The following is an 11,969-nucleotide window of genomic DNA, read 5'->3' as shown; positions in this document are numbered from 1 at the left end:
ATTGTGGGAAATGCTTGTTTGTTCGTAGCGAACCGGCCTGCGCGCAAAGGGCGCCAGGATGCGCCGTTCCGCGCGTTTTCCCTCTTTCCCTTTACTAGCCAAGTTCTTAGAATCTCCGGCATTGTCCGGGACTCGTCACCCTCAGGCAAGATTTTTTTTGGAACGGTCGTTCTTTTTTTGGTATCCTGCCTTTCGAATCACGTTGGGCAGGGTACGCCACATGGTCAGCGGGCACACAGAGGCAAATATGGGTTTGTCGATCAATCTGGAGGGCAAGGTCGCGCTGGTGACCGGTGCCTCGAGCGGGCTGGGCTCGCGTTTTGCAACCGTTCTCGCCGCCGCCGGCGCCAAGGTGGTACTGGCCTCGCGCCGCACCGAGCGTCTCAAGGACTTGCGCGCGTCGATCGAGGCCGATGGCGGCAGCGCCCATGTGGTGCGCCTCGACGTGACCGACCAGGCCAGTATCCGCTCGGCCGTCGCGCACGCGGAAACCGAGGCGGGTTCCATCGACATCCTCGTCAATAATTCGGGCGTCTCCACGACGCAACGGTTGACCGACGTCACCACGGAAGACTTCGATTTTGTCTTCGACACCAATACGCGCGGCGCCTTCTTCGTCGCGCAGGAAGTGGCCAAGCGCATGATCGCGCGTGCGAAGGGTGCCGAGAAGAACGGCAACCCGCTGCCGCAGGCGCGCATCATCAATGTCGCGTCGGTGGCGGGCCTGAAGGTGCTGTCGCAAATCGGCGTCTACTGCATGAGCAAGGCCGCGGTGGTTCACATGACCAAAGCTATGGCGCTCGAATGGGCGCGCCACGGCATCAACGTCAATGCGATCTGCCCCGGCTATATCGACACCGACATCAACCACCATCACTGGGATACCGACGCCGGCCAGAAGCTGATCCAGATGCTGCCGCGCAAGCGTCTGGGCAGGCCGGAAGACCTGGACGGCCTCATGCTTCTGCTGTCTTCGGACCAGTCGCAATTCATCAACGGTGCTGTGATCACCGCCGACGACGGCATGGTCTGATCTCCCTGAGAGGGAGGTAACCGCACCGCGCCGCCACACCGCTGCCCAGGGCCAAAAGCCGGTGGGCAGCGCTTTTTCATGGATCGTTCCAGGGCTTTATCCGGTCCCCTTGGGCGATATTCGAGCGCGGCTTCCACTCAGGTAATCATAAAACCCGATACAGGGCGGCCCAGTCTTGGCATAATCCGCCATGTTTTCTGATTAAGTCTTTACATACAAAATAAGCTGCGGTGGTCGATCAGCCTGATCCGCCCGAGCAGCCCGGACCGGAGGCCGGGGAGATGGAGCAACAAGAGCAGGCACGGCGCGACGCCGTGCCGCAACACGTCGTCGACTCCGCGGTGATCCCGCAGGCGGCAGACGAGGCGCAAGACGCCGATTTCCGGGTTTCACCCCGCGTCGAGGACTGGATCGGCGTGATCGTGATGGTGCTGCTGGTCTGCATCACCTTCGCCAACGTGGTGGTCCGCTACTTCACCGACGAGTCATTCGCCTGGACCGAGGAATTCTCGGTGTTCCTGATGATCGTGCTCGCACTCGTCGCCGGCAGCGCGGCCGTGGCGCGCGACCGCAATATCCGCATCGAATTCTTCTTCGAGCGTGGCAGCCAGGCGCGTCAGAAACGGCTGGCCATCCTGTCGGCGCTGGCCGTCGCGGTGATGTTTATCGCGCTGGCGGTATTGGGCGCCCGCATTACCTGGGATGAATACACCTTTGGCGAAACGTCCCCAGGTATCGGCGTGCCGAGCTGGTGGTACTCGATCTGGTTGCCCGTATTGTCGGCCTCCATCGCGCTGCGCGCGTTCGGGCTGATGGCGCGCAACGTGCGCGCGCTCAAGGCGCTGCATGCCGCACGCAACGAACAAGCGGGGCGCAAGCCATGACACTTGTCGCCATCATCCTGTTCGTGGTCTTTATCGGCCTGATGCTGCTGGGCGTGCCCATCGGGGTATCGCTGGGTCTTGGGGGGCTGGTCGCCATCGGGCTGTCGAACCTCGATACCCAGATGTTCGGCCTGCTGGCCGTGCCGCAGAACTTCTACGCGGGCCTGGCCAAGTATCCGCTGCTGGCCATTCCGATGTTCGTGCTGGTCGGCTCGATCTTCGATCGTTCTGGCGTAGCGCAGCGGCTGGTGACGTTCGCGATCGCCATCGTCGGCCGTGGCCCGGGCATGCTGCCGCTGGTGGCCATCCTGGTGGCCATGTTCCTCGGCGGCATTTCGGGCTCCGGCCCCGCCAACGCGGCGGCCGTCGGCGGCGTGATGATCGCGGCGATGTCGCGGGCCGGCTATCCGGGCTCGTACAGCGCGGCGGTGGTCGGCGCTGCTGCGGCGACGGACATCCTGATTCCGCCGTCGGTGGCCTTCATCATCTACAGCGTGCTGGTGCCGGGCGCTTCGGTGCCGGCGCTGTTCGCGGCCGGCATGATCCCGGGCGTGCTGGCCGGCGTCGCGCTGATCGTGCCGGCGGTATGGCTGGCCCGCAAGCACAACATGGGCGCCATCGAAGCCGCGCTGCCGCGCCCGCCGTTCTGGAAGAGCCTGCGCGAGGCTGCGTGGGGTCTGGTGGCGCCGTTCCTGATCCTGGGCGGCATGCGTGCCGGCTGGTTCACGCCGACCGAAGCCGCGGTGGTGGCGGTGGTCTACGGCCTGTTCGTGGGCATGGTGATCTACCGCAGCATCGGCATGAAGGACCTGTTCGTGATCTTCCAGGAGGCGGCGGAGACGTCGGCCGTGATCCTGCTGGTGGTCGCGCTGGCTGGCATCTTCGCGTATGCGCTGTCGACGCTCGGCGTGATCGACCCGCTGGCGAATGCCATCGCCAATTCCGGTCTCGGCGAATACGGTGTGCTGGCGCTGATCGTGCTGCTGCTGATGACGGTGGGCATGTTCCTGGACGGCATTTCGATTTTCCTGATCTTCGTGCCGCTGTTGCTGCCGATCGCCAACGCATTCCACTGGAACCCGGTGTGGTTCGGCGTGGTGCTCACACTGAAGGTGGCGCTGGGCCAGTTCACGCCGCCGCTCGCCGTGAACCTGATGGTGTCGTGCCGGATTGCCCGCGTGCGCATGGAAGAGACGGTGCCCTGGGTGGTCTGGATGCTGCTCGCGATGTTCATCGCCATGCTGATGGTGCTGGCCTACCCGCCGCTGGCGACGTGGTTGCCGGACTATCTGGGCTATTGATGCCCGCTACAAACCAAACAACAAGCTACAAGCAACGATTCCCAAGAGGAGAGACCTGATGAAACGCCGTGCCCTGATGCTGTCGATCGCTGCCACGATCGCCGCTTCCGCCTTTGCGCCCGCCGCCACCATGGCCCAGACCTACAAGCCCGAGTACAAGATGTCGCTGGTGCTCGGCCCGGCCTTCCCGTGGGGCAAGGGCGGCGAGATCTGGGCCGACCTGGTCAAGCAGCGCACCAACGGCCGCATCAACATCAAGCTGTACCCGGGCACCTCGCTGGTGGCCGGCGACCAGACGCGCGAGTTCTCGGCGATCCGCCAGGGCGTGATCGACATGGCCGTGGGCTCGACCATCAACTGGTCGCCGCAGGTCAAGGAACTGAACCTGTTCTCGCTGCCGTTCCTGATGCCCGACTACAAGGCGCTGGATTCGCTGACGCAGGGCGAAGTCGGCAAGCAGATCTTCACGACGCTGGAAAAGGCCGGCGTGGTGCCGCTGGCATGGGGCGAAAACGGTTTCCGCGAAGTCTCGAACTCGAAGAGGGAAATCCACAAGCCGGAAGATCTCAAAGGCATGAAGCTGCGCGTGGTGGGCTCGCCGCTGTACATCGAGACCTTCAATGCGCTGGGTGCCAACCCGACCCAGATGAGCTGGGCCGATGCGCAGCCGGCCATGGCCTCGGGTGCCGTGGATGGTCAGGAGAACCCGCAGTCGGTGTTCGCTGCGGCCAAGCTGTACACGGTGGGCCAGAAGTTCGTGACGACCTGGGGCTACGTGGCTGATCCGCTGATCTTTGTGGTCAACAAGCAGATCTGGGAAAGCTGGACGCCGGCTGACCGCGAGATCGTCAAGCAGGCCGCCATCGACGCCGGCAAGCAGGAAATCGCGCTGGCCCGCAAGGGCCTGGCCGAGCCGGGCGCGCCGGCCTGGAAGGACATGGAGACTCACGGCGTCAAGGTCACGCACCTGACGCCGGCCGAGCATGATGCCTTCCGCAAGGCGACCGCCAAGGTCTACGACAAGTGGAAGAAGCAGATTGGCGCGGACCTGGTGACCAAGGCGGAAGCCTCGATCGCCAAGCGCTAAATCATCAGGCAGGCCCGTCGGTATCGGCGGGCCTGTTGCATTGGAGATCGTGATGAAGCACGTCTACACGGCGGTCCTGCCGATTCGCTGGGGCGACATGGACGCGATGGGCCATGTCAACAACACCGTCTATTTCCAGTACCTGGAGCAGGCGCGCATTGAATGGTTTGCATCGCTCGGGCGCGGTGGCAAGGATCCGAAGGGGCAGGGGCCGGTCATCATCAATGCCCATATGACGTTCCTGAAGCAGTTGCGCTATCCGGGCACGATCGAATGCCGGCTCTATGCCGGACAGCTTGGCCGCACGAGCTTCGAGACGCGCATGGAGATCGTGCGCGCGGATATGCCCGATGTGGTGTGGGCCGAGGGCGGGGCGAAGGTGGTGTGGTGCGATTACTCGATCGAGAAGTCGGTGCCGGTGCCGCCGGAGATCAGGGCGATCATCGAAGGGTAAGCGCCGATACCGCTGGTTTTCTCCCCTCTCCCATTTATGGGAGAGGGGCGGGGGAGAGGGCAGGCATTTATGACGAAGTGACCCCCGTCGGAATTGCAAGCGCCGGCCCTCTCCCCCAACCCCTCTCCCGCAAGCGGGAGAGGGGAGCACACCATCAGCCTGTCGAGGCTCTCAGTGGTTCACCAACCGCTGCACCAGATCCACCGACGTACTCGCCCCATATTTCTTCATCAGCCGCGCCCGATAGATATCGACGGTGCGCGGACTGATCGCCAGCAGCTTGCCGATCTGCTTGCTGGTCTTCCCTTCCACGAGCTGCGCCGCGATATCGCGCTCGCGTGCCGTGAGTTCCGCCGTGACCTGGCGCTTCTGGGACAGGTCCTCGAACGTCCAGATGCCCGCGCCGAGCGGCTGCGAGCGGTCCAGCGAGCGACCGGTGACGTGGCACCAGAACAGTTCCCCGCTGGCGCGCTTCATGATCCGTTCGTCCGAGTACATACCGCGCTTGTTCATGATCGGTACGATGCGTGCGCCGGTGCGCTCGAACTCGTCAGCGGTGGGGTAGAGTACCTGGAAAGATTCGCCGATCAGCGCCTGTCGCGTGGTCCCGAAGATCCGGCAGACCTCGTCGTTGCAGTCTTCGATCTTGCGCTCGCGGGACAGCACCAGCCCCACGGGGGCGAGCTGGAAAGCGGTCTGGTAATCGATGGCGGGCATCTACTTATGTATTTTTACGTAATGGCGTAGGCGGCGCGCCTTGCGTATCCTTTCGGTCGGACGAGAGCGCGGCAGCCGCCGCTGATTGTACCGTTACAATTTCCTTGCGTCGTCCGCCGCACACCCCGGCGGCGGAATCGGCGACAGGGGACTACCAAGGAAGGAGCGAACCATGAACAAGGTCTACGCCAGCGCCGCCGAGGCGCTTGCAGGCGTCGTCCGCGACGGCCAGACGATCGCCGTGGGCGGTTTCGGCCTGTGCGGCATTCCCGAGGCGCTGATTGCCGCGCTGCGCGACACCGGCGTCAAGCAGCTCACCTGCATCTCCAACAACGCCGGCGTGGATGGCTTCGGTCTGGGCCAGTTGCTGGCCACGCGCCAGATCAAGAAAATGATCTCGTCCTACGTGGGCGAGAACAAGGAATTCGAGCGCCAGTACCTGGCCGGCGAACTCGAACTGGAATTCACGCCGCAGGGCACGCTGGCCGAGAAGCTGCGCGCCGGCGGCTCGGGCATCCCGGCGTTCTTCACCAAGACCGGCGTGGGCACCATCGTGGCCGACGGCAAGGAAATCCGCGAATTCGACGGCGAAAAGTACGTGATGGAGCGTTCGCTGACCGCTGATGTGGCGCTGGTCAAGGCCTGGAAGGCCGACAAGGCCGGCAACCTGGTGTTCCGCCGCACCGCGCGCAACTTCAACCCGATGTGCGCCATGGCGGGTAAGTTCACCGTGGCCGAGGTCGAGCAAATCGTCGAAACCGGCGAGCTGGACCCGGATGAGATCCACCTGGCCGGCATCTTCGTCAAGCGCCTGGTGCTCAACACGACCCCCGAAAAACGCATCGAGCAGCGCACCGTGCGTGCCGCCAAGTAAGAGGGAGACACATCATGGCATGGACACGTGACGAAATGGCCGCGCGCGCCGCGGCGGAGCTGCAGGACGGCTTTTATGTGAACCTGGGCATCGGCCTGCCGACGCTGGTGGCCAACTGGGTGCCGGAAGGCATGGAAGTGTGGCTGCAGTCGGAAAACGGCCTGCTCGGTATCGGCCCGTTCCCGACCGAGGACGAAGTGGACGCCGACATGATCAATGCCGGCAAGCAGACCGTGACGACGCTGCCGGGTTCGTCGATCTTCTCGTCGGCCGATTCCTTCGCGATGATCCGCGGTGGCCATATCAACCTGGCTATCCTCGGTGCGATGCAGGTCAGCGAGAAGGGCGACCTCGCCAACTGGATGATCCCGGGCAAGATGGTCAAGGGCATGGGCGGCGCGATGGACCTGGTCGCCGGCGTGGGCCGCGTGGTGGTGCTGATGGAACACACCGCCAAGAAGAAGGACGGCACCGAGGACATCAAGATCCTGAAGGACTGCAACCTGCCGCTGACCGGTGTGGGCGTGGTCAACCGCATCATCACCGACCTCGGTGTGATCGACGTGACCTCGGACGGCCTGAAGCTCGTGGAAACCGCCCCGGGCGTGAGCCGCGAGGAAATCCAGAGCAAGACCGGCGCGACGCTGCTGTAAGTGCTGCAGGTCTGGATGTAAAAAGCCCCGCTGTGAAGCGGGGCTTTTTCGTTCTTGCGGAGCGGATCTTACTGGGCGACCCAGCCGCCGTCCATGTTCCAGATCGCGCCGCGCACCTGGCGCGCCGCCTCGGACGACAGGAAGACCGCCAGCGCGCCGAGTTCCTCGGGCGTGACAAACTGGCCCGACGGCTGTTTCTCGATCACGAGCTCGCGCTTGGCCTGCTCGACCGGAATGCCTTCCTTCTGCGCGCGCGCATCGACCTGCTTCTGCACCAGCGGCGTCAGCACCCAGCCCGGGCAGATCGCGTTGGCGGTGACGCCGGTCTGCGCGGTTTCCAGTGCGGTGACCTTGGTCAGGCCGACGATGCCATGCTTGGCCGCCACGTAGGCCGACTTCTGCGCCGATGCCACCAGCCCATGGGTCGACGCGACATTGATGATGCGTCCCCAGTTCTTCTGCTTCATGCTGGGCAGCGCCAGGCGCGTGGTGTGGAACGCCGAGGTCAGGTTGATGGCGATGATCGCGTCCCAGCGCTCAGGCGGGAAATCCTCGATATTGGCCACGAACTGGATGCCTGCGTTGTTGACCAGGATGTCGGCGCCGCCGAATTCGGAGTCGGCATAGCGCATCATGTCCTCGATCTCGGAGGACTTGCTCATGTCCGCGCCGTGGTAGCCCACCTTGATGCCCGCGCCGGCCTGCGCGATCTCTTGCTTTGCGGCCTCCACGTCACCAAAGCCATTGGCGATGATGTTGGCGCCCTGCGCGGCCAGTGCCTGCGCGATGCCGAGTCCGATGCCGCTGGTCGAGCCAGTCACCAGTGCCGTCTTGCCTTTGAGCATGTAAGCCTCCGTCGAGATCGAGAGTCGAGAGAATGAGTGGCCGGACGCAGCCGGCCGAACTGCGTCGCCATGGCCGCAATGCTGCGGCTGACGCGGTGGACTAGTGCTGTGGCATTGTAACCGCTGCGGCGTACAATCCTGCTTTGCTCAACCTTCGGCAATGCCCGTGCGGCAGCCGGTTCGTCAGGGAGTTCAGATGTCTGCCAGTCCGCGCCTCGGCTTCGTTCAGTGCATCAGTCCGGCGGGCCTGCACCGCATGGCCTACCACGAATGGGGCGACCCGGCCAATCCGCGCGTGCTGATGTGCGTGCATGGCCTGACGCGCACCGGCCGCGATTTCGATGCGCTGGCCCAGTCGCTGTGCGGCGACTACCGCGTGGTGTGCCCGGACGTGGCTGGCCGCGGGCGCTCGGACTGGTTGCTTGACCCGTCCGGTTACGTGGTGCCGAAGTACGTGGCGGACATGGTCACGCTGATCGCCAGGCTCAACGTCGACAAGGTCGACTGGTTCGGCACGTCGATGGGCGGGCTGATCGGCATGGCGCTGGCGGGCCTGCCCAATTCGCCGGTGCGCAAGCTGCTGCTCAACGATGTGGGTCCGCGTATCACGGCCGCGGCCGTGGAGCGGATCGGCTCGTACGTTGGGCTGCCGGTGCGGTTCAAGACCTTCGAAGAAGGGCTGGCCTACCTGCAGACCATCAGCGCATCATTCGGGCGCCACACGCCGGAGCAATGGCGCGAGCTCAATGCTGCGATCCTCAAGCCCGTGCAGGGTACGCAGGGGCTGGAATGGGGTTTGCATTACGATCCGGCGCTGGCCGTGCCATTCCGCGGCGCCACGCCGGAGCAGCTCGCCGCAGGCGAGGCCACGATGTGGCAACTGTTCGAGGCCATTGAAGCGCCGGTGCTGGTCGTTCGCGGTGCGCAGTCGGACCTGCTGTTGCGCGATACCGTGGCCGACATGGTCGCCCGCGGCAAGCATGTCAGTTCGGTGGAGATCCCCGATGTGGGGCATGCACCGACTTTTGTCGATCCGGCGCAGATTGCCGTGGCGCGCCAGTACTTTCTCGGAAGCGCCTGAGGCGGGCCGGGCCGGATCGTTCGTATCAACCTGAAATCGTTTTAACTAGTCATGAGCAGCAATGAACTGAAGCGCGCCCACGTGGGTGCACGCCTGTCGGAATACGCGGTGTACAACGGTGTGGTCTACCTGGCCGGGCAAGTGCCGGAAGTGGACCCGAAGGCCGACATCAGCGGCCAGACCCGCGAGGTGCTGGGCCATATCGACCGGCTGCTCGCCGAAGCGGGCAGCGACAAGACGCGCATCCTGTCGTGCCAGATCTTCCTGACCGATATCGGCCTGATTGGCAAGATGAACGAGGTGTGGGACGCGTGGGTGCCGCAGGGCAATACGCCGCCGCGCGCCACCGTCGAAGCCAGGCTGGCCAATCCCGACTACCTGATCGAAGTGGTGGTGACCGCTGCGCTCAACTGAAGATGGCGTTGTGACATGGTGACCCTATGGTGACGTCCACCGACCTGGCCGGCCAGGTTGCCGGCGTCCCGGACGCCGACATGGTCGAGCGCGCGCTCGCGTACGTGCGGGAGCAGGCGGGCGCCGCTGTGCTGCCCACTGGTGAGCCGGTGCTGTCGCATGCGGAAGGGATGCTGCGCATCCTTGACGGCTTGCGCGTGGATGATGCCGCGCGCGCCGCGTGCTGCCTGTTCCCGCTGGCCGAATTCGCGCCCGCCGTAGAGCCGGAAATCGAGGCGCGCTTTGGCGAAGATGTATGCCGGATGGTGAAGGGCGTGCGGCAACTGCTGCGCATCGGCGCCATTGCCGGCGGCCACGACGCGCAGGAAGCATCGCGCAACGTGGCGCAAGCCCGGCACGAGCAGGTCGAAGCGCTGCGCAAGATGCTGCTGGCGTTCGCGCAAGATATCCGCGTGGTGCTGGTGCGCCTGGCTTCGCGACTGCAGTCGCTGCGCTGGCTTGCGCAGAACAAGCGCGAGCCGCTGCCCGGCATCGCGCGGGAAACGCTCGACATCTACGCGCCACTCGCTAACCGCCTCGGCATCTGGCAGATGAAGTGGGAGCTCGAGGATCTGGCCTTCCGTTTCGAGCAGCCCGATACCTACAAGCGGATCGCTAAGCTGCTCGATGAAAAGCGCATCGAGCGCGAGGGCTACATCGCCAGCGCCATCGCGCGACTGCAATCGGAACTGGCCGATGCCGGCATCCGTGCCGAGGTGAGCGGGCGGCCCAAGCACATCTACAGCATCTGGAAGAAGATGCGCGGCAAGGAACTCGATTTTGCCGACCTGTATGACGTGCGCGCGTTCCGCGTGATCGTCGACGATATCAAGGACTGTTATACGGTCCTCGGCATCGTGCACCATATCTGGCAGCCGATTCCGCGCGAATTTGACGACTACATCTCGCGGCCCAAATCGAACGGCTACAAGTCGCTGCATACGGTGGTGATCGGCGACGACGGGCGCGCTTTCGAGGTGCAGATCCGCACGCACGAGATGCACCACTTTGCCGAGTACGGCGTGGCGGCGCACTGGCGCTACAAGGAAGCGGGCAGCAGGGGCTACAGCGGGCAGTTCGCGGCAAGCGACAGCTACGACGAGAAGATCGCGTGGCTGCGGCAGTTGCTTGCGTGGAAGGATGACGCCGACCACAGCGTGGCGCATGACGAGTCGCCTTCGCCGTGGGAGCAGCTCAAGCATGCGGCGATCGACGACCACATCTATGTGCTGACGCCGCAGGCACGCGTGATCGCGCTGCCGCAGGGTGCCACGCCGCTCGACTTCGCGTATTACCTGCACAGTGATCTTGGTCACCGCTGCCGCGGCGCGCGCGTCGACGGCACCATGGTGCCGCTGAATACGCCGCTGAAGAACGGTCAGACCGTCGAGATCATCGCCGTGAAACAGGGTGGGCCGTCGCGCGACTGGCTCAACATCGAACTCGGCTACCTGGCAAGCAGCCGCGCGCGCGCCAAGGTGCGGGCGTGGTTCAACGCGCTGGATTCGCAGGAGACCATCGCGCAAGGCCGCGTGCTGATCGACAAGACGCTGCAGCGCGAAGGCAAGACCGCCGTCAAGCTCGAAGACCTGGCCACGCGGCTTGGCTTCAAGTCGCCGGACGACCTCTTTGCCGCGGTGGCGAAGGAAGAGTTCAGCCTGCGGCATGTCGAGCAAGCCCTGCGGCACCCCGAGGGCGAGGTGCAGGCGCCGTTCAGCGAGGAAGACGCCGTCACCAAGAAGAGCCGCGCTACCAGCGTGGCGCGAGGCGCCAAATCCGGCGTGCTCGTGGTCGGTGTGGATTCGCTGATGACGCAGATGTCGCGCTGCTGCAAGCCGGCGCCGCCCGACGAAATTGTGGGCTTCGTCACGCGCGGGCGCGGCGTGTCGATCCATCGGCGCAACTGCCACACGTTCCAGCAACTCTCGGCGCGCGCACCCGAGCGCGTGATCCAGACCGAGTGGGGCAAGAAGAGCGATGCGGTGTATCCGGTCGACATCCATGTCGAGGCCATCGACCGCCAGGGGCTGCTGCGCGATATCTCCGAAGTGCTCTCGCGCGAGAAGATCAATGTCACGGGCGTGAAGACGCTGTCGAGCAAGGGTGTGGCGCGCATGCAGTTCACGGCCGAGGTCTCGGAGGCCACGCAACTGCAGCGCGCGCTGTCGATCATCGAAGATGTGCAGGGGGTATTGCAAGCACGAAGAAAGTGAGGCTATAATTGCTGCTTCGCTAGGCTCGTAGCTCAGCTGGTTAGAGCACCACCTTGACATGGTGGGGGTCGTTGGTTCGAGTCCAATCGAGCCTACCAACGAATTGCAGTAAAGCAGTAAAAGAAGCAGTACAACAATACAGTGCGGCAAGTCCGATTCAATCTCACAAGGAACGGAAGGGCATTATGTTCATGACACCGCGAACTACTACCGCTGGTATGCGACAGTAGTCGAGGTGCGCCTCCGTCCCGATTGAATCGGGTTTGACAAAGAGAAACGCGGCCTTGGCCGCGTTTTTTTTCGTCTGTCGCCTGCCAGCTGCCTGATAAGCTTGCCGCCTGCCGTGCGCAAGCACCAAGAACGTTGTCGGTACG

General features: G+C 64.1%; 12 protein-coding genes and 1 tRNA gene. 11 read left to right on the top strand and 2 right to left on the bottom strand.

Translation table 11 applies throughout. From position 1 onward, the window contains the following. The first annotated feature begins 247 nt into the window (after nucleotides 1-247). The 5 genes from KHO41_RS00235 (at nucleotide 248) to KHO41_RS00215 (ending at nucleotide 4,759) form a co-directional block, all read left to right on the top strand. Nucleotides 248-1,033: an SDR family oxidoreductase gene (locus KHO41_RS00235; RefSeq protein ID WP_211951309.1), complete on the top strand. Its 786-nt coding sequence runs from the start codon at nucleotides 248-250 to the stop codon at nucleotides 1,031-1,033. A 281-nt stretch (nucleotides 1,034-1,314) separates the two neighbouring features. After that, on the top strand, nucleotides 1,315-1,917 hold the full coding sequence (locus KHO41_RS00230) for a TRAP transporter small permease (RefSeq protein WP_211951308.1): 603 nt from the start codon (nucleotides 1,315-1,317) through the stop codon (nucleotides 1,915-1,917). Then, complete coding sequence (locus KHO41_RS00225) at nucleotides 1,914-3,218, top strand: TRAP transporter large permease (RefSeq protein ID WP_211951307.1); 1,305 nt, start codon at nucleotides 1,914-1,916, stop codon at nucleotides 3,216-3,218. The genes KHO41_RS00230 and KHO41_RS00225 overlap by 4 nt, the downstream gene beginning before the upstream one ends. Nucleotides 3,219-3,276: 58 nt before the next feature. Beyond that, entirely contained in the window at nucleotides 3,277-4,305 is a 1,029-nt protein-coding gene (locus tag KHO41_RS00220) for a DctP family TRAP transporter solute-binding subunit (protein WP_211951306.1), read from the top strand. A 52-nt stretch (nucleotides 4,306-4,357) separates the two neighbouring features. Next, entirely contained in the window at nucleotides 4,358-4,759 is a 402-nt protein-coding gene (locus KHO41_RS00215; RefSeq protein ID WP_211951305.1) for an acyl-CoA thioesterase, read from the top strand. 171 nt (nucleotides 4,760-4,930) lie between these two features. Here the strand turns inward: KHO41_RS00215 and KHO41_RS00210 are convergent, their stop codons facing one another. Continuing rightward, nucleotides 4,931-5,476, bottom strand: a complete 546-nt coding sequence (locus tag KHO41_RS00210) for a PAS and helix-turn-helix domain-containing protein (protein ID WP_011297440.1) — start codon at nucleotides 5,474-5,476, stop codon at nucleotides 4,931-4,933. Between the two features lie 172 nt (nucleotides 5,477-5,648). On the opposite strand from KHO41_RS00210, the gene KHO41_RS00205 reads away from it, so the two are divergent. Together KHO41_RS00205 and KHO41_RS00200 are read left to right on the top strand one after the other, a co-directional pair. Beyond that, a complete protein-coding gene (locus KHO41_RS00205; protein WP_211950261.1) occupies nucleotides 5,649-6,350 on the top strand; it encodes a CoA transferase subunit A in 702 nt (233 codons plus the stop codon). Between the two features lie 14 nt (nucleotides 6,351-6,364). Beyond that, nucleotides 6,365-7,003 carry a CoA transferase subunit B gene (locus KHO41_RS00200; RefSeq protein WP_011297442.1) on the top strand — a complete coding sequence of 213 codons (639 nt, stop codon included), beginning with the start codon at nucleotides 6,365-6,367 and terminating at the stop codon, nucleotides 7,001-7,003. Nucleotides 7,004-7,071: 68 nt separating this feature from the next. Here KHO41_RS00200 and KHO41_RS00195 read toward each other — a convergent pair whose 3' ends face one another. After that, nucleotides 7,072-7,848: a 3-hydroxybutyrate dehydrogenase gene (locus tag KHO41_RS00195; RefSeq protein WP_211951304.1), complete on the bottom strand. Its 777-nt coding sequence runs from the start codon at nucleotides 7,846-7,848 to the stop codon at nucleotides 7,072-7,074. A gap of 196 nt (nucleotides 7,849-8,044) precedes the next feature. Between KHO41_RS00195 and KHO41_RS00190 the strand changes: the two genes are divergently transcribed. The 4 genes from KHO41_RS00190 to KHO41_RS00175 all read left to right on the top strand — a co-directional run bounded on the left by KHO41_RS00190 (nucleotide 8,045) and on the right by KHO41_RS00175 (nucleotide 11,693). Continuing rightward, on the top strand, nucleotides 8,045-8,929 hold the full coding sequence (locus tag KHO41_RS00190) for an alpha/beta fold hydrolase (protein WP_211951303.1): 885 nt from the start codon (nucleotides 8,045-8,047) through the stop codon (nucleotides 8,927-8,929). 51 nt (nucleotides 8,930-8,980) lie between these two features. Next, nucleotides 8,981-9,343, top strand: a complete 363-nt coding sequence (locus KHO41_RS00185; RefSeq protein ID WP_211951302.1) for a RidA family protein — start codon at nucleotides 8,981-8,983, stop codon at nucleotides 9,341-9,343. 26 nt (nucleotides 9,344-9,369) lie between these two features. After that, nucleotides 9,370-11,595, top strand: coding sequence for a RelA/SpoT family protein (locus KHO41_RS00180; protein WP_211951301.1), 2,226 nt, complete (start codon nucleotides 9,370-9,372; stop codon nucleotides 11,593-11,595). 21 nt (nucleotides 11,596-11,616) lie between these two features. Beyond that, a tRNA-Val gene (locus KHO41_RS00175) sits at nucleotides 11,617-11,693 on the top strand. Nucleotides 11,694-11,969: the final 276 nt, after the last annotated feature.

It is taken from the genome of Cupriavidus numazuensis, assembly GCF_905397435.1.
GTDB classification, from domain to species: Bacteria; Pseudomonadota; Gammaproteobacteria; order Burkholderiales; family Burkholderiaceae; genus Cupriavidus; species Cupriavidus numazuensis.
This window is presented reverse-complemented; position numbering and strand designations above follow the sequence as displayed.